This is a genomic window from Arthrobacter sp. P1_H7 (genome assembly GCF_056405215.1).
This window is the reverse complement of sequence record NZ_JBFUCO010000021.1, coordinates 1-19,756: the sequence shown is the minus strand read 5'-3', so window position 1 is coordinate 19,756 and position 19,756 is coordinate 1. Positions and strand designations below refer to the sequence as shown.

Here is a 19,756-nt window from a genome sequence, read left to right as displayed (position 1 = left end):
CCATGACCGAAGAGACTGTGACCGAGACCCTGACAGAGACAGAGACCGCGACGGCGGTCCTGCAGTCCGCGCCCGAGCCCGCGCCAGCACCTGCGGACAGCGATGGCGCCCACGTCCGGAGCGACCCCTTTACCGTCACTCCCCGGGACACGTTCGTCGACGGCGCCGCGCTCTTCCCGGGCGACACCGGCGTGCTGCCCATGAAAGTGCGGCAGGCGCTCGTGAAGCTGCTCAAGGGCCCGTACATCGACGGCGGCCGCGACGAAAAGCTGTGGACCACGCTGCTGGACAACCAGCTGATCCTGCGCAGCCGCCTCTCCGAACTCTTCCTCACTCTGCAGCTGGACCACGAACGCAAGGTCGCCGTCCTGCGCCCCGTGGACCCCGAGGCGATCGGCGGAAGTACCCGTTCCAGCATCCTGCGCCAGCAGCGTGCCCTGAGCCGGGTCGAGACGATCGTCCTGCTCCGCCTGCGCCTGCTCCTGGACCGCCACGTCACCGCCCAGACGGACCCGACGATCACGCGCGAGGAAATCGCCGAACTCGTCGCCCACTACCAGCCCACCGGCCAGCAGGACGCCCTGCGAGATGCCGACGTCGTCAATCGCGCCATCACCAAACTCCTGGCTCGCCAGCTCCTCCTGGCCACGGGCCTGGACGAGGTCTACACCATCTCCAACGCCCTCCCGCTGGCCCTGCCGTTCGAAAACATCGGAGACATCCCGGCCCAAATCGAAGCCCTGGTCGCGGCCAGCACAGACCAGTCGGGAACGGAACCACTCCTGGAACTCGACGACACTCCTCTGGCCGGCTCTGGCTCGGAGGATGATCCGGACGACGACGCCGATGCCGCCGCCGTCGGTGACGATGACACCGACGACGCCGATGCCGTGGTCGCCCAAGGCGACCTGACAAACGAAGACGACGACGGCGATGCCGCCCCGGGAGTGGCATCGGGCCTGTCGGAGCCGGCAGCATCGTCCGCAGGACGAATGCTGTCCGGCGAAGGGGCGGGGGCGGCATCGCCGTCGTCGTCACCCAGCCGCACTGAAGAAGCCGAGGAGACCAAGTGAGTATCGCAACCATGCTCCCCATGGGCGAGCTCACCAACCCCGGCCAGATGCGCCTGGCCCTCGTCCAGGTGGTCAACTGGGGCACCTTCCACGGCGCCCACACGATGCACGTGGACCGCAACGGCACACTGCTGACCGGCAACTCGGGCGTCGGCAAGTCCACGCTGTTCGATGCCATGCTTCGGGTCTTCGACGCCCGTCCCCGGTCCAACGAAGCTGCGGCACAGCGGGCCGGGGGCGCTGTCGAGGACAAGCGCACCACGTTCACGTACATGCGCGGCAAGGTGGGCGACAAGGCCGTGGGCGAGGGCTCGGCGAGTGCGTTCCAGCGCCCCGGCGCGACCTGGTCCGCCGTCGCGCTGACATTCGACAACGCCGCCGGCACCCGGGTGACGGTTTCGGCGCTGTTCGATCTGCCCAAGAACGGCACGGAATCCAGCGTCGGCCGGTACTACGTGATCGACAACAAGCCGCTGGACCTTGGGGCGATCGAGGGCATCGCGGAGAAGAGGTTCACCAAGTCAGCGCTGGACGCGATCTTCCCGGATGCCCAGATCTTCGACGTCCACAAGGCCTTCGCTGAACGCTTCCGCCGCCTTCTCGGCATCAACTCGGATCAGGCCCTTCCGCTGCTGCGCGTCATCCAGGCCGGCAAGGGTCTCGGCGGCAGCGTGAACACCTTCTTCCGCGACCAGGTGCTCGATGCCCCTGCCACGCTGGCCGCAGCGGACGACGTCGTCGAGGAATTCAGCAACCTCATGTCCATCCGGCAGCGCCTCGAGGACGTCCGGCAGCAGCGCGACCAGCTGGCGCCCGTCCCCGGGCTGAACAAGGAATACGCGCAGGCGCTGCTGGATGCGAACCGGCTGCGGGACCTGTCCGGCGAGGAATTCGAGGCCTACAAGCAGCAGCTCGCGGTCACGGTCCATGAGAAGACCCTGGCGCGGCTGAAGGAACTGGCCCGCACTAAGGCGACTGACCTGGCCGCCGAACGTGCAGTCCGGGACGGCTTCGCCAAGGAACTGCGCCAGCTGGAGGGGGAGTACAACAACCAGGGCGGCAACGCGATTTCCGCGATCGAGCAGTCCCTGGAGAACGCAAGGGTGGGGCTCAAGCTCCGGCAGGAGGTGGAGGCATCGACCCGCAAGGCGCTGACCGACGCCGGGCTGGAACTCCAGTGGTCGGCCGCCGGCTGGGAACAGGCGCACGAGCACGCCGCGGCGCGCTCGGCCGAGCTCCAGGACGATTCCGAGGCGCTCAAGGAACTGCGCTTCGAGGCCTTTGACGGCCACGCCACCAGGAAGCGTGAACTCGCCGCGGCCCAGCAGGAGCTCGTCTCGCTGAAGACGCGCAAATCGCTGCTGCCGCCGTCGAGCATTGAAAACCGGAGCGCCATTGCCGCTGCCACGGGCGTGCCCGAGGAGCAGATGCCCTTCGGAGGCGAGCTGATCGACCTGGCCGAGGGCCAGGAACAGTGGCGCCCGGCCGCCGAGCGCGCGCTGCGGAGCCTGGCCACCACGCTGCTGGTCCCGGGCGAGCACTTCGCGGCAGTCACCCGGTACCTCAACGACCATTCCGTGCGCGGGGCGCTGCGCGCCGTGGACGTCTCCCGGCCCCTGGCCGGCGGCGCACTGGCCGTCGAGGACGTGGCCGATCGCGATCTGCTGACCAAGCTCAGTTTCCTCACCGACGCCGGGCTGCCCGCCGGGCCCCACGCCCAGGCGCTTGCGCAGGCCAGTGCCTGGCTCCGCGAACGGATTGCCCTCGACTTCGCCTACCCGTGCGTGGACGACCCGGACGAGCTCGCCGGCCTGGACAAGGGCCTGAGCCTGGGCGGCGTGGTCAAGCGCAACCGCCACACGGTGGAAAAGGATGACCGCTTCACGTCCCGCCAGGACTACGTCCTCGGGTTCGACAACGCCGCCAAGCTCGAACTGGTCGCGGCCCAGGTTGAGGACCTGCAACAGGAGCTGGCCAAGGCCGCCGAGCTGGCCCAAAGCCGGGAAGAGTCACACCAGGGCATGACCCGCCAGCTTGAAGCCCTGCGCCGGGTGGCCGAGGACCACCGGCCCTGGGAACAGGTCTCGGCCGCCGTGGCCGCGGAGGAGCTCGCCCGGATCGAGCAGCGCCTCAAGGACGCCCTCGCCGCGCAGGCCGACCTCGAACCGCTGCGCGCCAGCATCGAAGCCGCGCGGCACAAGCACCAGTCCAGCACGGAGTCCGCGGCCGTGCTGCAGAGCGAGTACAAGGCCCTCGATGCGCGCATGACCGCCGCTGATGCGCTGCTCGACGCCGCACGCACCCGGCTGGCGCAGACACCGCCGTCGGACGCCGGCGTCGCCGCGCTGGAACCGTACTTCACCGGCTTTGGCGACGTCCTGGAGATGCACGAGCTCGACAACCTCGCCAACCAGGTCCGCACCCGGCTCCTGGCCGAACTGCACGTCGCCGAGTCCCGCGGGCAGGCCACCTCGGAGCGCCTCACCCGCATTTTCGAGGGCTTCGTCCGGGAATGGGGCACGGCGATTTCTGCGGACCACGGCACCTCGATCGGCGCCGCGGGGGAGTTCGAATCCCGGTACCACGCGATTGTCAGCGACGGGCTGCCCGCCCAGGAGGCCGAGTTCCGGCAGTTCTTCAACCAGCGGACGCACGAATCCTTTTCCACCCTGCTGCACCTGCTCGACGAGGAGCGGCGCGCCATCACGAGCCGCATCCTGCCGCTGAACGGGATCCTGTCCGAGGTCAACTTCCACGAGGGCAGCTTCCTGGAACTCGACATCAAGCAGACGCTGCCCGCGACGGCGAAGCAGTTCAAGGACGCCATCCACAACGCGCTCAGGGTCCGGCACACCCGGCCCGGCAAGACTGTCGCTGCTACGTCCGCTGCTACGTCCACTGCTGCGTCCGGGGCGGAGGGGGACGACGACGCCGAGCTCACCAGCCGCTACAAGTCGCTCGAAACGCTCGTGAAGCGGCTGGGCTCGCAGACCCCGGAGGACCGCCGCTGGCGGGCCGAAGTGCTGGACGTCCGCGGCCACCTGTTCATCCAGTGCAAGGAACACCGCGAAGTCCAGGGTGCCGGTTCCAAGGGCGCCGGTCCCAAGGGGGCGGCGAAGGGTGCGAAGAAGACCGAGGTCTACATGCACGCGGACACCGGCTCCATGTCCGGTGGCGAGCGGCAGCGCTTCACCGCGTTCATCATGGCGGCGGCGCTGAGCTACCAGCTGGGCATCGCGGAACAGGGCTTCACCACGTACGGCACGGTCATGATGGATGAGGCGTTCGTCCTCGCCTCGGAGGAATTCGCCGGCGCGGGCATCAAGGCGCTGCATGAGTTCGGCTTCCAGCTCCTGCTGGCCGCGCCGGAGAACGTCATCGACCTCTCCCGGCACCTCGGCTCGGTGACGGAGATCCTCCGGGACAAGCGCACCAACCGTTCCGGCGTCCTGACGGCTCCGGTGATTGCCGCGCGTCCCGGCACGGAGGGCGCCTGGCGCTCCGAGGCGAACCCCGTGGACATCGTCCTGCGCTGACCGCACCCCTCTCCCTTGGAGCAACGCGGGGTCACTTACGGCCCATAAACGCCACCGTAATGGGCCGTAAGTGACTCCGCGTTGCTTGTGTCGGTGCTACGTTCCCTGGACGCGCTCCACGAACTGGGCCGTGCGGGCCACCAGCCCGTCGATCTGCCGCAGCACCACCGCGGCGGGGTCAGGGTTGATCTCGTTGGCCGCAGGCTCCACCCTGACATTGCGGCAGCAAAGGAAATCGGCGCAGATCAAGGTGCCCAGCGTGTTGCCGTTGCGGCCGGACTGCCCGGCGCGCTTGGCCACCCACAGCAGGACGTCGTCCTTGGAGAACACGTCCCGGCACAGCTCGCAGAGCACGGAACGGTTCTTCTTGGCCCCGCATTCAGGGGCCCGGAGCATGATGCCGGTGGGACCCTTCGGCCCCTGCACCACGAGATAGCCGCGGAGGGGCATCTTTGCGTCCCGCCAGGCCAGGAAGTCCATTGTTTCCCAGTCCAGGGTGTCGAAGCTTTTGGGGAGATTGAGTTTGGCGGCTTCTGACCGGCTCGCGTTGATGAAGGACGAGCGGATCTGCTGCGCCGTGATTTTTTGCATGACGGACACTTTCGAAAACCGGATGGCTCCGGCCAGGCGGCGCGCGGCACGCCGGGCGGATTGGGGGCAGAACACTGCCAGCCTGCGACTCCGGTGGGGCAAGGCGTCTCGCGGGACTAGTCCGTGGTGGTTCGGGACTCGGCGGGAAGGGCCTGTGCAGGAAGGCCCTATGTAGGAAGGGCCTATGCGGGCGGGGCTGGCAGGAGCGCGGGCGCGTTGCAGGCCACAGTGGCCACCCCGCTAACCGTGGCAGCAGTCATCGTCGCGATGTCCATGCTCACTTCTCCCGTCCCAGCACATCGCCGGTTCCGATTGTCCGGCGAGCCCATCCTTGCAAAGCCCGGGATTCGTGTCCAGTTCACATTCCGCACCCGACTGCTGTGCCTTGAGTGCTGCAACGCGGGGCGCATCGATGTCCCGATGCACTTCACAGGCCAATTGAGACAATTACGTTACTCGAACCTTTCTTAATTACACAAAGGATAGGCTAGCCTTACTTAGGTTTGCATCACTTACCTAAGGAGTTCCGTGGCTTTCGCCCTCTTCCCCCGTTCAGGCGGCCGCCCCGCCGGTCGCCGCCTCCGCAAGGGCGCAGGGCGGGCCGCGGCCCTTCTGGCCGCCGTCGCGCTGACCCTGACCGCCTGCTCCACCGGACCGGCAAGTTCGACGGCGACGGACGCCCCCAGCCAGCCGGTCAGCATCGCCTTCCCGGTCACCATCAAGCACCTCTTTGGCGAGACCACCATCAAGGAACAGCCCAAGCGCGTTGTGACCGTTTCCTGGGTCAACGACGACGTCGCCATCGCCCTCGGAGTGGTTCCCGTGGGCGTCCCCAAGAACGAATGGGGCGGTAACGACAAGGGCTCCACACCGTGGAAGGACGCCGCGCTGGAGAAGCTCGGCGCGGGCTTCGGCTCGGCGAAGGCCCCCGTCCAGTTCTCCGAGGCCGACGGCATCAACTTCACCGAGATCGCCAAGCTCAACCCGGACGTCATCCTGGGTGCCTATTCCGGCCTGACGGCGGAGGACTACAACAAGCTCAGCGAAATCGCACCCGTCGTGGCCCAGCCGGAGATCGCCTACGGCACCTCCTGGCAGGACTCCACCACCATCATCGGCAAGGCCCTGGGCAAGGAAGCCGAAGCCGACAAGCTGGTCTCTGACACCGAGGCCACTATCAAGGACAAGGTCTCCAAATACCCGCAGATCGCCGGAAAATCCTTCATCTACGGCAACCTGGAACCGGACAAGAGCGACGGTGTCAACGTCTACACCGCCAACGACAACCGTCCCCGCTTCCTGACCGAAATCGGCATGAAGCTCGCATCTGTTGTCGAGGACAACTCCAAGGGCTCCAAGGAATTCTTCATCCCGTGGTCCGCCGAAAAGGCCAACGAACTCAACTCGGACATCTTCGTGACCTGGGTGCCGGATGCCGCCACCACCGATTCCATCAAGACTGATCCGCTGCTGGGCCAGATCCCGGCTATCAAGACCGGCGCGCTGGTTGCCGACTCGAACAACACGCTGACGCTGTCCATCTCCGCGTCCTCGCCGCTGAGCCTGCCGTGGTCCCTGGACACGTTCCTGCCGCAGCTGGCCGGCGCCGCGGACAAAGTCGCCGGCGCAGCGAAGTAACACGCTTCCATGACGAACAGTACGACGACGGCGCCCGCCGGCCGTGTGCCCGGCGCGCCGGCCGCGCCCGCCGGGAAGAAAGCCCCCGCCAACCAGGCCGCCTGGCTGCTGGCCGCCGTCGTCATACTTGTCCTGGTCTGTGCAGCTTCCCTGGCCGTCGGAGCCCGCGGTGTCCCACTCGGCACCGTCTGGCAGGCGCTGACGGAGTTCCACCCCACCGACGGCGACCACGCCGTCACCCACGCCCGCATCCCCCGCACCGTGTTGGGCCTGCTGGCCGGCGGTGCCCTCGGGCTGGCGGGCGCGGCCATGCAGGGCGTGGCCCGCAACCCGCTCGCCGACCCCGGCATCATCGGCGTCAACGCGGGCGCGGCCCTCGCCGTCGTCACGGGGATCTACGTCTTCGGCGTTTCGTCCCTGACCGGCTACATCTGGTTCGCGTTCATCGGCTCCGCGGTGGCCGCCGTCGTCGTCTATCTGATCGCGTCCATGGGACGGGACGGGGCGACGCCGATCAAACTGGCCCTGGCCGGCGCGGCCCTGAGCGCGGGGCTGTATTCGCTGATGAACGTCGTCCTGGTTTCCAGCCAGGACACCCTGGACCGGTTCCGTTTCTGGCAGGTCGGCGGGATCGCCGGCCGGGACTGGTCCGTGGTGCTGCCCGGGCTGCCGTTCCTGGCCGCCGGGGCGCTGATCGTCCTGTTCACCGGCCGGATCCTGAACAGCCTTGCCCTCGGGGACGACATCGCCCGCGGCCTGGGCCAGCGCGTCGGACTGGTCCGCGGCGTCACCGCGCTGGGCGTCGTGCTGCTCTGCGGCTCGGCCACGGCGCTGGCCGGGCCGATCGGATTCGTCGGCCTGGTGGTTCCGCACGCCGTCCGCTTCCTGACCGGCCCGGACTACCGCTGGATCCTGCCCTTCTCGCTGGTCTCGGCGCCCGTGCTGCTCCTGCTTTCGGACGTGGTGGGCCGTGTCATCCTGCTGCCCGGCGAAGTCCCTGCGGGCATCATGACGGCCCTGGTGGGTGCGCCCGTTTTTGTGTGGCTTGTCCGCCACGGAAAGGGGGCAGGGCTGTGAGCAGGGCAGACCTCGCCAACGTCAGGCGCGAGCTGGGAGACAACGCTCCCGCGGAGCGCGAACAGGCTGGCAATGCCCGGTTCATGAGCCGAACGGCCCTGCTGGCCTTCGCCGTCGTGGTGCTCCTCGCTGTCAGCATCCTGCTGGGCAGCTACACCGTCACCATCCCGGACTTCATCAGGATCCTCACGGCCCACCTCACTGGTGGCGAAAGAATCCCCGGCGCCAGCTTCATAGTGATGGAAAACAAGCTGCCGCGGGCCGTCATCGGCACCATGATCGGGATTGCCTTCGGGCTCTCGGGCACCCTGTTCCAGACCATGCTGCGCAATCCGCTGGCCAGCCCCGATGTGATCGGCATCAGCTACGGGGCCAGCGCGGCCGCCGTCACCGCCATCGTCGTTTTCGGCGCCTCCGGGGCCGCCGTTTCCGGCGCGGCACTGTGCGGGGCCATGGCCGTAGCCGTCCTGATCTACACAATCTCGCGGAGCGGTTCCCTCGGATCAGGCGGTGGCAACCGCGGGAGCGCCGCCGGAAACCGGCTCATCCTGGCCGGCATTGGCATCGCCGCGGCACTGAACGCCGTGGTCAACTTCCTCATGACGCGGGCCGATATCCGCACCGCGGCCGAGGCCCTGATCTGGCTGAACGGATCCCTGAACTCCGCCAACTGGGACCGCGCCGGAGTGCTGACACTGGCGCTGCTGGTCCTGCTCCCCGCCGTCGCCCTCCTCGCGGGCCCGCTTCGGATCCTGGAACTGGGAGACGACGCCGCCGCCGGACTCGGCATCCGGGTGGGCCTCACCCGGCTGGGCGTGGTGGCCGTTGCCGTCGCCCTGGCCGCCGTCGCCACTGCAGCCGCGGGGCCCGTGGCCTCCGCCGCCTTCCTGGCCGGTCCCATCGCGCGCCGCTTCACCGGCAAGGCCAGCCTTCCGGCCGGCGCGTTCGTCGGCGTCCTGATTGTCCTCGCCGCCGACTACTTCGCCGCCAACATCGCCCCCCTGCTGCTGGACGGCACCGTCCTTCCCGTCGGTGTGGTCACCGGCGCGCTGGGGGCACCGTTCCTGCTGTGGCTCCTGGTCACAGCCAACCGAAAGGACGCCTGACATGGCCGTTCTGAACGCCAAGAACCTGACGCTGCAGTACGGCCAGCGCCGGGTGGTGGAAGAGCTCACGGCGGAGATTCCGGAGGGTAAGGTGACCATGATCGTGGGCGCCAATGCCTGCGGCAAATCCACGCTCCTCCGCGGTCTGTCCAGGCTGCTGAAGCCGGCCGGCGGTACCGTGACCCTGGACGGCAAGGACATCCATTCCCGCCCGGCCAAGGAACTCGCACGCATCCTTGGCCTGCTTCCGCAGCACCCCACTGCCCCCGACGGCATCCTGGTCCGGGACCTCGTGGGCCGCGGACGCTACCCGCACCAGGGCTTCTTCCGCAGCTGGAGCACAGGTGATGATCTCGCTGTGCAGCGCGCGCTGGAAGCCACCGAAACGCTGGAGCTCGCCGAGCGCAACGTCGACGAACTCTCGGGCGGGCAGCGCCAGCGCGTCTGGATCGCGATGGCGCTGGCCCAGGAAACCGAGGTCCTGCTGCTCGACGAGCCAACCACCTACCTCGACCTGGCCCACCAGGTGGAGGTCCTGGACCTGATCACGGACCTGAACCGGCAGCGCGGCACCACCGTGGCAATCGTCCTGCACGACCTGAACCTGGCGGCCCGGTACGCGGACCACGTCATCGCCATGAAAGGCGGCAGGATCGTGGCCGAGGGCACCGCCGTCGAGGTCGTCACCGAGGACTTGGTCCGTGATGTCTTTGGCCTGGACTCGCGGGTTCTTCCCGACCCCATTTCCGGCACGCCACTGATCATCCCGCTCGGCCGTCACCACGCCGAGTTCCCAAAGGCCGAAAAAGCAACCCTGGAGTTGGTCCCATGAGGGCAATTAACAGCAGTGCAAGAGCCAACAGTGCAACGGACAGTAAGGCAGCCGACATCAGCGAGGCGTGGGCACGCCGTGCGCCCTCGGCGGTAAGGGACCAACCGACCACCGAACCAATGACCCTGGCGTTCGACGTGACGGTCGCCGCGGTGCAGGAGCTCAGCCCCAACTTCCGCCGCGTCACCTTCGGCGGGTACTCCCTGCGCGACTTCGGGGTCCACGGCGAAACCCTGGACCTGCGTGTGAAGCTGATGATCCCGTCCCTTGCCGGAGACGGCACCCAGCTGCCGCTGCCGGTGTTCCACATGGAGCAGGCCGGCTGGTACCAGGCATGGCTGGCCATGGATCCCGCGACCCGCGGCTCCATGCGCACCTACACCGTGCGGCAGGAACGCCTCGACTCCGTCTACCCGGAGATCGACGTCGACTTCGTCATGCACTTCGACGCCGCCGGCAACGGCGGTCCCGCCGCGAACTGGGCCCTGAACGCCAAGCCCGGCGACGCCCTCACCATCATCGGACCCAACAACCGGGCCGCACACTGCGTCACGGCCGGGACCTACTCCGGCATCGAATGGCGGCCGGGCCTGGCCCAGCGCGTACTGCTTGCCGGTGACGAGACCGCTGTCCCGGCCATCAGCGCCATCCTAGAAAGCCTGCCGTCGTACATGAGCGGGCACGCGTTCCTGGAGGTCCCCGAGGCCGGCGACTTCCTGGACCTGACGTCGGACGCCGACGTCGAAATCACCTGGCTGGCACGCGGCGCCTCGATCGGCCGCTCCCGTCCGCACGGCGAACTCCTGCAGGAGGCGGTCCGCGCTGCCGTTCCCGAGCCCGGCTGGGTGGGCATCAAGGCCGCCGCCGGCAGGGCAGGGCCGGAACCCGATGACGTGAACGTGGACCAGGACATCCTCTGGGAGACCCCCGCCCGGATGGACGCCACGGCGATCAGCGCCGGCCGGAACCCCGGCAAGCCCGCCGGCGCACTGCCCTTCTACGCCTGGATTGCCGGCGAAGCGGGCACCGTCAAGGAGCTGCGGCGGTACTTGGTGCGGGACGTGGGGATTGACCGGAAACAGGTCGCGTTCATGGGGTACTGGCGGCAGGGGAAAGCCGAGTTGTAAGCCGTCGGTGCGTGGTCTGCCTGCGACGCCTCCGTTGCCGGCTTGCCGTCACTCCCGTTGTGCGGGCTTCGCCCGCTGCCGGTGCTTTGCCGTCGCTTAGACACCTCCCGCCGCTTCCCTCGGCCGCGAGCGGCCTCGTTCCGCTCTGGTCGGCGATGCGCTCCTTTGCAAAGCACCGGCAGCGATCTTGGGGGGGGTGGCTCACCTTGGGTGCGTTCTACCTGTCACGTGGAGACTCATCTATTGCGGTTGCGGCTCGCTGGGCCGGTCATCTTGGGTTAACTCTCCCTTTCCCTGCCGGCTTTTTGGGGTGGGTAGGGTGACGGGGTGGATTCAATTCCTTTGCTTCCGGATCGAGGCGGGCGGCGGGTCTTTGTGGCCTTGGGAGATTCTTTCACCGAGGGCGTGGGGGACTACGATCCCCGTTTTCCCAACGGCGTGCGGGGCTGGGCCGACCGGGTCGCGGAGAAGCTGGCCAAGGCGCAACCGGGGTGGGAGTACGCCAATCTGGCCATCCGCAGCAAACGACTGCGCCACATCATCGGCGAACAGCTCGGTCCCGCCGTGGCCATGGAGCCGACGCTCGTCACGTTGTACGCGGGCGGAAACGACATCCTGGATTTCGGCACGGACATCGGGGCCCTCATGCGGGACTACGAATCCCTGGTGGCTGCGCTCGCCGACACGGGGGCAACGCTGGTGCTCTTCACCGGCTTCGACGTCAAGGTCTCCGCGCTGCTGGAGCCGCTGAAGAAACGTAACGCCTTCTACAACCGGCGCGTCCGCGAGATCGCCGGCCATTACGGCGCGGTGCTGGTGGACTACTGGTGCTTCGACGCATTCCACGACCCGCGGATGTGGGATTCGGACCGGCTGCATATGTCCAAGGCAGGCCACAAATACCTCGCCTCACAGGTCCTGGACCACCTCGGCGTGCCGCACAAGATTAAACCCAGGGAGTGGGAGCCGCCAGTGAAACCGGGCCTGCGGGAGTGGGAACGCCGGCAGCGCCGCTGGGTTCGCGACTGGGTGCTGCCGTTGTTCGGGCGGAAGCTCCGCGGCGTCACCCTCGGCGATCAGCTCCGGCCGCGCTGGCCCGAACCCGTGCGGGTCCCGCGCAAGGGCGGGCTGAAGAAATTGCTGCACGACCAGCGCGCCAGCGGCGACGCCGGGTAGCCGCCGGGACTCAGCTGTCCAGCAGGTTTTCGTAGCCCGGAGCCACCCTGTTGGCGTGGAACTCCATGACCTCGAATTCAGCCACACCATTGACGTAGAACGGATCTTTGGCCAAGGCAGCGTCAAGGCTGGCCCGGTCCGCGTTGGAGAGCAACAGGCCGCCGGTGCGGGGGATTTTGCGCCCCGCGACCATGAAGACGCCGTCGTCGAAGGCTGCCTGCAGCCACGTCACGTGCGCCGGAAGATGGAACTCCACAATGTCCTCGGGGACTTTGTATGTCAGGGAGACTACGTACATGCGGCCAGCCTACCGGTAGCTGGCCGCGGACAGGCGGGAACTTTTCTGGAATTGCCCCGACTGAAGTTGAATCGTCAAGCTTCCAGTCTCCTAGAATGTAGCCATGACCGAACCCCGCTGGCTCAACGCCGACGAACGCCGGGCCTGGCTGGCCCAGCTCAGCATCAACACCATGCTGCCGGCCGCCCTGGATACCCAGCTCCACGCAGCGGGCAAGCTATCCCTGTTCGACTACAACGTGCTGGCGATGCTTTCCGAGGCCGAAGGGCGCTTGCTGCCCATGAGTGAGCTCGCTGCGCGCACCAGCGCCTCCCTGTCCCGGCTCTCGCATGTGGTCACCAAGCTGCAGAACCGCGGCTGGCTTGAGCGCAGGCCGCACCCCGGCGACGCCCGCGTGACCACGGCCCACCTGACCGACGCCGGCATGCAGACGATTGTGCAGCTCGCCCCGGGACATGTTGAAGCGGTCCGCTCACTGTTCCTCGACGCCTTGAGCCCCAAGGACGTCGCGGACCTGGCCCGGATCGGCGAAAAGATCGTGGCCCGGCTCGACGACGACCACTGGATCCTGCGCGACAACTAAGCGCGATAGCCGAATGCGCCGCCGTCAGCCCGACGTCGGCCATCCCCGTCTTTGTTGCTCACGGCAACTGCTGGCAGACTGGATTCATGGATTTCACGTCCCGCTACGTAGCCCTTGGAGACTCCTTTACGGAAGGCGTCGGCGACGACGACCCCACTCGGCCCAACGGCGTCCGGGGCTGGGCGGACCGGGTGGCAGAAGGGCTTGGCGCCACCGATCCCGGCTTCGGGTACGCGAATCTTGCCATCCGCGGCCGGAAACTCCGCCAGATCCTGGCTGAACAGGTCGATGCCGCCGTCGCACTCAAACCCACCCTGGTCAGCATCTACGCCGGCGCCAACGACATCCTCCGTCCAAAGGTCGACATCGATGATCTGCTGGCCGAATACGACGCCGGAATCCGCAAGCTCACGGCCACTGGCGCCACCGTGGTGATGTTCACCGGGTTCGATGCGCGGGGCTCCAAGATTTTCGGCACCATGCGCGGCCGTACGGCCATCTATAACGAGCTGGTTCGCGGCATCGCCGGGGACCACGGTGCCCTGCTGGTCGATTACTGGCGTTTCAGCGAGTACTACGACTGGGGCATGTGGGCCACGGACCGGATGCACATGTCAGCTGCCGGCCACGCGAACATGGCCAAGCGCGTCCTCACGGTGCTGGCACACGATCACTCGATTGACGTCCCGCCCATGACGCCTGTGCCTGAGCTGAGCCGGGTGGACGCCCTCCGCGCGAATGCCCGGTGGGTCCGCGAATTCGCCGGCCCGTGGGTTGTCCGGCGGGTCACCGGGAAATCGTCCGGCGACGGCCTGGTGCCGAAGTATGGCCAGCTGACCCACCTCTAGAACAGCACCCTAGGCGCGGAACCCCGGCGTCGCGAGCAGTTCCCCGCCGCGGCGGACGGCGAGGACATCGATCTCCCAACCGTCCGTGGCCCGGTGCAGCATCGCGGTCCCGCCGGCCACGATCGCCGTCGCCAGCACATCGGCGGTGACAATGTCTGCCGCAGCCACCGAGACCTGGACGAACTCGGCGCCGGAGGAGCCAGCGGTCCGGGCCCCGAAGCCCGCTGCCCAGATGTGGTCACCCCGCTCCGCCGAGCCCGACGTCGCCAGGGCGCACCGGGTGCTAGGTCCGCCCAGCTCGTAGGCGGCAAGCAGTGCTGAGCGGTCCAGCGGGTCAACGACGCCGGCCGCCCACGAAGCTCCGCTGCCCGGCACGGGAGAGCCCTTCACCAGCACGTCGCCGCCGGCATTCAGGCACCAATCGGTGATCCCGCGGCTCCGCAACGCCTCACCGGCCTGCCCGATCGCGTAGCCCTTGATAAGCCCGGAAAGGTCCAGCACGCCGTCGGGCCGTTCCGGGGAGAACGCGCCCTCCGTCCTGAGCCGCCAGGTGAGCGCATCCGCGTAGCGGTCCCGTATCCCGGCGGATGAGTCCCGCAGGCAAAGCTCCCCGCGCGCCAGCCGGCTGGCCTCGGAATCGGGACKGTACAGGCTGAACGTTTCGTCCAACCCGGCAAAGACGCGCTCGACGGCGGCGGTTGCGGCGTCGAGCTTTGCCTCGCCGCCCGCAGCACCCGGGACGGCCCCCGCTGGAACGGTAAGGCTGATGACGGTGCCCATGGAGCTAAAAGTCCTGGCTCTCAGGGCCGGGCCGCCCAGCTCAGAGGTTGGCTGCATCGAGAGCCGCCTGCAGGGAGTTCAAGTATGCGTCGCTGGTCACCGTGGCACCACTGACGGTCTGCACGTCCGCGGATTGGGCGGCAAGGACCTCGGTGCGCAGGAGCGGGGCCGCCCGGTTGCTGATCTGCACGGACTTGCGTTCGGCATCGGTCAGCTGAAGCGCCGTGACGTCGGTGATCTTTCCGGCCTTCACCGTGATTTGCACCTGGACGGAGCCGAACCGGGTCTGGACGACGGAGCCTGCGTACGTCCCTACAGCCTTGGCCGAGGCCCCTGTGGTGCTGCTCGCGCTTGACGAGCTTGATGATCCCGACGAGCCGGAGGCCCCTGCTGAGCCGGACGTTCCGCTTGAGCCGGACGAACCCGTGGACCCGGTGGACCCGGCGGCCGCGCTTGCGACGGAGCTGCCGGTATCGGCTACGTGGATGCCCGACTGCCAGCCGGCAATGAGGATGCCGGCGGAGGCCAGGGCGGCTGATAATGCTGCGCGGGTTCTCACCAGTCGAACCTTTCGTAGTGGATTTGGTCTTCCCGGACGCCGGCTGCGCGGGCGTCTTCAAGCACGTTGTGTGCCCAGGCGGAGGGTCCACAGACGTACACGTCTGCGTCAGTGATATTCGGGTGGTAGCTGGCCAGCCGGTGGCCTGCGCGGGCGGCGTGCTCCGGAAGCCAGGTCCGGATGCCGGCCGGGCGGGAGCCGGTCAAGTGGAATAGGGTGGCGCCGCGCCGCCGGCACAGATCGAGGATCTCCTCGCCCAGGTAGAGCTCGGATTCGCTGTGTCCGCGGAGAATGACAGTGGCGTTGCCGGGCTGGAATGGCGTGCTCTCCAGCAGGGCACGAACCGGCGTGATACCGATTCCGGCTCCCACCATGACCACATGCTTGCGGCTCCGCGCGGCCGTGCTGAACAGCCCGTACGGGCCCTCCACTGCCACTTTGGTGCCGGGCTTCAGCGACGCCAGCTGGGATGACCCCCGGCCCAGGTTGCGGACAGTGATCCTCAGCGTGCCCTGGGCAGCGGCGTCGAAGTGTACGGGTTCGGCGGACAGGCTGAACGGATGCGGATGCCACCACAGGCCCGGAGCCAGGAACCGCCAGATAAAGAACCGGCCGCCGCTGCCTGCCAGTTCGTCCAGTCGAAGGCCGGACATTTCAATGCTGACCACTCCAGGGGCCACCCGCACCACCCGCTTGACGGTCAGCTGGTGCCTGAATGTTGCCACCAAAGGCTGGACCACCCGGTAGTAGAGGAGTGCGGCGCCAGTCGCCATGCACAGAGCCAGCCAGTACCAGCGCTGCCAGGTGCCCTCGGCAAAGAGGCCGCCCACACTGAACTGGTGGGGGAGGGACGTCAGGACGGCCGCGTACGTCAGGAGGTGGACGGCGTACCAGAATTCGTAAGGGAACCGACGTCGGACCGCCACGAGGGAGGTGACGACGACGGCGATGAACAGGAGCATGGAAATGTAGGCCAGCCACATGTCAGGCACAAGGACCCAGAGGGCAACCGACTCGCTGACAGGGTCCAGCCCTTCCGCCATGCCGTAGCCGATGGCAATGAGGATTCCGTGCGCCAGCAGCAGGTACAGGGCCGGTTTGCCCAGCTTGCGGTGAAACTCAAGGGCGCGGTCGTGGCCGACTGTCTGGTCGATAAGTGGGATTCGGGCCGCCAGCAGCAGCATGAGAAGCACCAGGTCCATGCCGGCGAGGCCGGCCACAATCCCCAGTGCGGTGAAGAAGCCGGCAGGAGTCGAGAGGCCGGCCACTCCGCCGTCGGCCAGCCACAAGGCAACCGCGCCTGCCAGCGACGCCCAGAAAAGGACCGTCAGCAGATCCGCTCGTAGCAACCGCCGGCGGTACTGCGCCCTGAACGGGTTCACAGCGCCACCGGAGCTGCGGCGAACCCCGGGACGGTTCGTCAGAAGTTGTGTGTTCATGGATCCAGAATTGCCCCGCTGCCTATCATTTGGCTGTGAAAAGGCTTCGTCGGGCATATGACCCGGAGGCCCGGGCCTAGCGCATGGACTGGCCGTGGGGCACTGTCCTATACACCATTCAGCGACGGATTGGTCTTTAATTCGCCGAACTCGTAGACTTGGTAGGCGCTAGGTGGCGCGGAGCGTGCGCAATTGCTCCGGTTGGCAGGACCCGTCTGAAAAATCGACGGTCCTGGAGGCCGGTAGTTAGGGGCTCAAGTTGCGCGCTTTCCTGTATTCGCCCAGCATCCCGGCACTTCGCAACGGCTGTCTAACAGACCGCCAGCGCCAGGTGCCCGTGGCCCACAATCTTCGCCGCAGTGAGGAACCAGACGGTTTATGCCGTCTGGCTGAATCCCGCGGACACGGCGGTTGGGGGAGGGAGCCGGATGCGGACGCCGCCCAACGCACGGTCAGCGGGAACTCCGTTAGCCGTTTCATTTATTTTTTGAGGAGAGTCGTCATGGCAGCACACTGCCAGGTGACCGGAGCCGAGCCGGGCTTTGGACACAGCATTTCGCACTCGCACCGTCGCAACAAGCGCCGGTTCGACCCGAACATCCAGAAGAAGCGCTACTGGGTTCCGTCCCTGCGCCGTAACGTCACCCTGCAGGTCTCTGCGCGTGGCATCAAGACCATCGACGTACGCGGCATTGACGTAGTCGTCGCCGCCATCCTGGCACGAGGAGTGAAGCTCTAATGGCAAAGGATAAGGACGTACGTCCGATCATCAAGCTGAAGTCGACCGCGGGCACGGGTTACACCTACGTGACGCGCAAGAACCGTCGTAACGACCCGGACCGTCTGGTCCTGAAGAAGTACGACCCCAAAATCCGCCAGCACGTCGAATTCCGAGAGGAGCGCTAAACACATGGCTAAGAAGTCAATGATCGCTAAGAACGAACAGCGTAAAGTCATCGTCGAGCGTTACGCTGCAAAGCGCCTCGAACTGAAGAAGGCTCTGGTTGATCCCAACTCAACCGACGAAGTACGCGAAGCTGCTCGCCTCGGCCTGCAGAAGCTGCCCCGCAACGCCTCACCGGTACGTCTGCGTAACCGCGACATCATCGATGGCCGTCCGCGCGGTACCTTCCAGAAGTTCGGCATCTCCCGTGTTCGCTTCCGCGACATGGCTCACCGCGGTGAGCTCCCGGGCATCACGAAGTCTTCCTGGTAATTCAGTACTCCTGAAGCCAGTGGCTTGAAGAAGGGCCGGCAACCATTTGGTTGCCGGCCCTTCTCGCATTTAACGTCCGGGCCGTCACCCGGGGGTTATAGGACAAAACGTGTGTAAATGCCGGGCGTGTCAGGTGCGTCCTGCCCAGCCTTTGCGGGCCCAGAGGCCTTCTTCGGCGCTGGTGCCGTGGCCGTATTCCTCGGGGCCGTTGGGTTGCTCGGGTGCTGGTTGTGCCTGGAGGCGTTTGGGGGTGTGGTGCTCTTGCCGGATGAGCCGGGTGGGCTGGACCGGGTTCTCGCTGTGCAGGTAGAGGTACCACTCGATGGCCCGCTTCTGGTGCACTTCACTCATCCCGCGGTGGGCCCTGAGCAGGAGTCGTAGCTGGGCGTTCGTGCCGCCTTCGATCCGGTTGGTCGTGGAGGCGATGTCCAGGCCGGCGAACTCGGTGCGCAGGTAGGTGAACAGCGTCCCTGCCTGGCTGAGCCGTTCCAGGAGCCGGTAGGCCTTGCGGAGCCGGTCATGGGTGAACCACCAGGTCTGGTTCGCCCGCACCCACGCCGGCGCCAGGGTGTTCGCGCTGCGGTAGGTCCGTGCCCGGACCAGCTGGCCGTGGTCCTGGTACCAGTCGTTGAGGTGGCCAAGCCACGCCGCGGCCTGAACCGGCGTGCTGATCCGAGCCAGGGCCCGGCCCAGGCGCAGGAGGGCTTTGCCGGCCTCGGTCCTGGGCCGGTTCGTCAGGTAAGTGCGCACGTTGCGCTGGACATGGACCAGGCAGCGCTGCACGGCGGTATCGGACCAACAGTCAGACAACGCCGCCGCGATCCCGGAACCGCCGTCGGTGATCACGACCCGAGGGGCGGGGAACCGGCCAAGCAGGGCAGCCCATGCGGCCTTCTTCTCCGTGTCGCACCTCTGCCACCCGAGCACGTAATCCCCGGAGACCGCGATCAGGCAGCACCACGAGCCGACATAGATCCCGTCGATCTGGATCTCGTCGTGGATCTCGCCCGTCGACGGGATCCTCGGGACGATATTCCAGCACCACGCCGTGCGGCGACGGAACGACCGGGGCGTGCCGAACGAGACAGCACCTGCCTGGCTACCGCTGCCCAGCAGCCAGCTTAGAAACGCTTCCAGCTCCGCACGCCGGCTCACATCACGGCGTTCACCCGAGCGGCTCGCCCCGCAATCCAGGCACCGGTAGCGCTGCTTGCCCGCAGCCGTTTTTCCGTTCCGAACCAGCGCCCGGCCGCAAACCAGACATTCCAGAGATATACAAGCGCCCCAGCCACCCTAAGCTCCGAAAGCTTAGCTATCCCTGATTTCGCCCGCCAGCGCTGGGAAGCACGCCCCTCACATACACACGTTTTGTCCTATAACCCTCACCCGGCCCCCGCTGTTGCGTGCCGTGGTGATGCACCGCACAGTGCTGGTTTGCGGCGGTGGTGGGTCTGGTGGGGTGGTTTTGGGTGGTTTTGGGTTGTGGTGGCAGGGTTTTTGGGTGGTGGGGTGGGTGTGGGGGGTGGAGTTGCGGTGGGGGCGTGGTGGGTGTATTGTTTTCTAAGTCGCCGCGAGGGAGACCAGCGGAAATGCTGGGAACCGGAGGCGGCCAATCCCCTAAATTTCAAGACCGGATCTGGTCGGCGTTTTGTGCGCTCCGGGTTCGGGTGGGGCGGGTCGGATGGTTTGCGGGTCGCGGAAACGCTGATTTGCAAAGCGGTCCGGACTCGGGTAASTTTGAAAAGTTGCTCCGGAGCGATCCTCGACCGAAATGGTTGTGGTGGTGCCGGGTGTGTCTGTTGTTTGAGAACTCAATAGTGTGCCAAGTTTGTTGATACCAATTTATTGTATTGAATTGGTTGAATTTGCCGGGCCCG

General features: G+C 66.9%; 18 protein-coding genes and 1 pseudogene. 13 read left to right on the top strand and 6 right to left on the bottom strand.

The window, feature by feature from the left end:
- Positions 1 to 2: 2 nt before the first annotated feature.
- Together AC1DXI_RS18500 and AC1DXI_RS18495 are read left to right on the top strand one after the other, a co-directional pair.
- Positions 3 to 854: pseudogene (locus AC1DXI_RS18500) on the top strand (DUF4194 domain-containing protein); the annotation flags it as partial.
- A 215-nt stretch (positions 855 to 1,069) separates the two neighbouring features.
- Complete coding sequence (locus tag AC1DXI_RS18495) at positions 1,070 to 4,609, top strand: ATP-binding protein (protein WP_476939826.1); 3,540 nt, start codon at positions 1,070 to 1,072, stop codon at positions 4,607 to 4,609.
- A gap of 96 nt (positions 4,610 to 4,705) precedes the next feature.
- Here the strand turns inward: AC1DXI_RS18495 and AC1DXI_RS18490 are convergent, their stop codons facing one another.
- The gene (locus AC1DXI_RS18490) at positions 4,706 to 5,200 is read right to left on the bottom strand and encodes an FBP domain-containing protein (protein WP_476939825.1); all 495 of its coding nucleotides are present in this window, start codon (positions 5,198 to 5,200) and stop codon (positions 4,706 to 4,708) included.
- 528 nt (positions 5,201 to 5,728) lie between these two features.
- Here AC1DXI_RS18490 and AC1DXI_RS18485 point away from each other — a divergent pair.
- The 6 genes from AC1DXI_RS18485 to AC1DXI_RS18460 all read left to right on the top strand — a co-directional run bounded on the left by AC1DXI_RS18485 (position 5,729) and on the right by AC1DXI_RS18460 (position 12,156).
- Positions 5,729 to 6,838: an iron-siderophore ABC transporter substrate-binding protein gene (locus tag AC1DXI_RS18485; RefSeq protein ID WP_476939824.1), complete on the top strand. Its 1,110-nt coding sequence runs from the start codon at positions 5,729 to 5,731 to the stop codon at positions 6,836 to 6,838.
- Positions 6,839 to 6,847: 9 nt separating this feature from the next.
- Positions 6,848 to 7,915: a FecCD family ABC transporter permease gene (locus AC1DXI_RS18480; RefSeq protein ID WP_476939823.1), complete on the top strand. Its 1,068-nt coding sequence runs from the start codon at positions 6,848 to 6,850 to the stop codon at positions 7,913 to 7,915.
- Between the two features lie 83 nt (positions 7,916 to 7,998).
- Complete coding sequence (locus AC1DXI_RS18475) at positions 7,999 to 9,021, top strand: FecCD family ABC transporter permease (RefSeq protein ID WP_476939847.1); 1,023 nt, start codon at positions 7,999 to 8,001, stop codon at positions 9,019 to 9,021.
- Position 9,022: 1 nt separating this feature from the next.
- Entirely contained in the window at positions 9,023 to 9,853 is an 831-nt protein-coding gene (locus AC1DXI_RS18470; protein ID WP_476939822.1) for an ABC transporter ATP-binding protein, read from the top strand.
- Between the two features lie 119 nt (positions 9,854 to 9,972).
- Positions 9,973 to 10,980: a siderophore-interacting protein gene (locus AC1DXI_RS18465; protein WP_476939821.1), complete on the top strand. Its 1,008-nt coding sequence runs from the start codon at positions 9,973 to 9,975 to the stop codon at positions 10,978 to 10,980.
- Positions 10,981 to 11,361: 381 nt separating this feature from the next.
- Entirely contained in the window at positions 11,362 to 12,156 is a 795-nt protein-coding gene (locus tag AC1DXI_RS18460) for an SGNH/GDSL hydrolase family protein (protein ID WP_476939820.1), read from the top strand.
- A 10-nt stretch (positions 12,157 to 12,166) separates the two neighbouring features.
- On the opposite strand, the gene AC1DXI_RS18455 is transcribed toward AC1DXI_RS18460, so the two are convergent.
- Positions 12,167 to 12,454, bottom strand: coding sequence for a YciI family protein (locus tag AC1DXI_RS18455; protein WP_018776102.1), 288 nt, complete (start codon positions 12,452 to 12,454; stop codon positions 12,167 to 12,169).
- Positions 12,455 to 12,557: 103 nt separating this feature from the next.
- Here AC1DXI_RS18455 and AC1DXI_RS18450 point away from each other — a divergent pair, with 103 nt between their 5' ends.
- Together AC1DXI_RS18450 and AC1DXI_RS18445 are read left to right on the top strand one after the other, a co-directional pair.
- Positions 12,558 to 13,037, top strand: coding sequence for a MarR family winged helix-turn-helix transcriptional regulator (locus tag AC1DXI_RS18450; RefSeq protein ID WP_476939819.1), 480 nt, complete (start codon positions 12,558 to 12,560; stop codon positions 13,035 to 13,037).
- Positions 13,038 to 13,123: 86 nt separating this feature from the next.
- Complete coding sequence (locus AC1DXI_RS18445) at positions 13,124 to 13,885, top strand: SGNH/GDSL hydrolase family protein (protein WP_476939818.1); 762 nt, start codon at positions 13,124 to 13,126, stop codon at positions 13,883 to 13,885.
- Positions 13,886 to 13,894: 9 nt separating this feature from the next.
- On the opposite strand, the gene AC1DXI_RS18440 is transcribed toward AC1DXI_RS18445, so the two are convergent.
- From AC1DXI_RS18440 to AC1DXI_RS18430, 3 genes are read right to left on the bottom strand one after another with little or no spacing between them, the layout of a single operon-like run.
- Positions 13,895 to 14,665, bottom strand: a complete 771-nt coding sequence (locus tag AC1DXI_RS18440; protein ID WP_476939817.1) for an FAD:protein FMN transferase — start codon at positions 14,663 to 14,665, stop codon at positions 13,895 to 13,897.
- Positions 14,666 to 14,705: 40 nt separating this feature from the next.
- Positions 14,706 to 15,224, bottom strand: coding sequence for an FMN-binding protein (locus AC1DXI_RS18435; protein ID WP_476939816.1), 519 nt, complete (start codon positions 15,222 to 15,224; stop codon positions 14,706 to 14,708).
- Positions 15,221 to 16,663, bottom strand: a complete 1,443-nt coding sequence (locus tag AC1DXI_RS18430) for a ferredoxin reductase family protein (RefSeq protein WP_476939815.1) — start codon at positions 16,661 to 16,663, stop codon at positions 15,221 to 15,223. The genes AC1DXI_RS18435 and AC1DXI_RS18430 overlap by 4 nt, the downstream gene beginning before the upstream one ends.
- Before the next feature lie 502 nt (positions 16,664 to 17,165).
- Between AC1DXI_RS18430 and rpmB the strand changes: the two genes are divergently transcribed.
- From rpmB to rpsN, 3 genes are read left to right on the top strand one after another with little or no spacing between them, the layout of a single operon-like run.
- A complete protein-coding gene (rpmB, locus tag AC1DXI_RS18425) occupies positions 17,166 to 17,402 on the top strand; it encodes a 50S ribosomal protein L28 (protein WP_011693744.1) in 237 nt (78 codons plus the stop codon).
- A complete protein-coding gene (rpmG, locus tag AC1DXI_RS18420; RefSeq protein WP_003798558.1) occupies positions 17,402 to 17,569 on the top strand; it encodes a 50S ribosomal protein L33 in 168 nt (55 codons plus the stop codon). Before rpmB ends, rpmG begins: the two co-directional genes overlap by 1 nt.
- Before the next feature lie 4 nt (positions 17,570 to 17,573).
- Positions 17,574 to 17,879, top strand: coding sequence for a 30S ribosomal protein S14 (gene rpsN, locus AC1DXI_RS18415; RefSeq protein WP_026266887.1), 306 nt, complete (start codon positions 17,574 to 17,576; stop codon positions 17,877 to 17,879).
- 129 nt (positions 17,880 to 18,008) lie between these two features.
- Here rpsN and AC1DXI_RS18410 read toward each other — a convergent pair whose 3' ends face one another.
- The gene (locus AC1DXI_RS18410; RefSeq protein WP_476939846.1) at positions 18,009 to 19,139 is read right to left on the bottom strand and encodes an IS1249 family transposase; all 1,131 of its coding nucleotides are present in this window, start codon (positions 19,137 to 19,139) and stop codon (positions 18,009 to 18,011) included.
- Positions 19,140 to 19,756 lie beyond the last annotated feature (617 nt).

What these genes read in the sequence shown, in the direction of transcription:
- AC1DXI_RS18490 (WP_476939825.1), bottom strand. Translation starts at nt 5,200, where the DNA reads ATGCAAAAAATCACGGCGCAGCAGATCCGCTCGTCCTTCATCAACGCG.
- AC1DXI_RS18480 (WP_476939823.1), top strand. Translation starts at nt 6,848, where the DNA reads ATGACGAACAGTACGACGACGGCGCCCGCCGGCCGTGTGCCCGGCGCG.
- AC1DXI_RS18475 (WP_476939847.1), top strand. Translation starts at nt 7,999, where the DNA reads ATGAGCCGAACGGCCCTGCTGGCCTTCGCCGTCGTGGTGCTCCTCGCT.
- AC1DXI_RS18470 (WP_476939822.1), top strand. Translation starts at nt 9,023, where the DNA reads ATGGCCGTTCTGAACGCCAAGAACCTGACGCTGCAGTACGGCCAGCGC.
- AC1DXI_RS18465 (WP_476939821.1), top strand. Translation starts at nt 9,973, where the DNA reads ATGACCCTGGCGTTCGACGTGACGGTCGCCGCGGTGCAGGAGCTCAGC.
- AC1DXI_RS18455 (WP_018776102.1), bottom strand. Translation starts at nt 12,454, where the DNA reads ATGTACGTAGTCTCCCTGACATACAAAGTCCCCGAGGACATTGTGGAG.
- AC1DXI_RS18450 (WP_476939819.1), top strand. Translation starts at nt 12,558, where the DNA reads ATGACCGAACCCCGCTGGCTCAACGCCGACGAACGCCGGGCCTGGCTG.
- AC1DXI_RS18445 (WP_476939818.1), top strand. Translation starts at nt 13,124, where the DNA reads ATGGATTTCACGTCCCGCTACGTAGCCCTTGGAGACTCCTTTACGGAA.
- AC1DXI_RS18430 (WP_476939815.1), bottom strand. Translation starts at nt 16,663, where the DNA reads ATGAACACACAACTTCTGACGAACCGTCCCGGGGTTCGCCGCAGCTCC.
- rpmB (WP_011693744.1), top strand. Translation starts at nt 17,166, where the DNA reads ATGGCAGCACACTGCCAGGTGACCGGAGCCGAGCCGGGCTTTGGACAC.
- rpmG (WP_003798558.1), top strand. Translation starts at nt 17,402, where the DNA reads ATGGCAAAGGATAAGGACGTACGTCCGATCATCAAGCTGAAGTCGACC.
- rpsN (WP_026266887.1), top strand. Translation starts at nt 17,574, where the DNA reads ATGGCTAAGAAGTCAATGATCGCTAAGAACGAACAGCGTAAAGTCATC.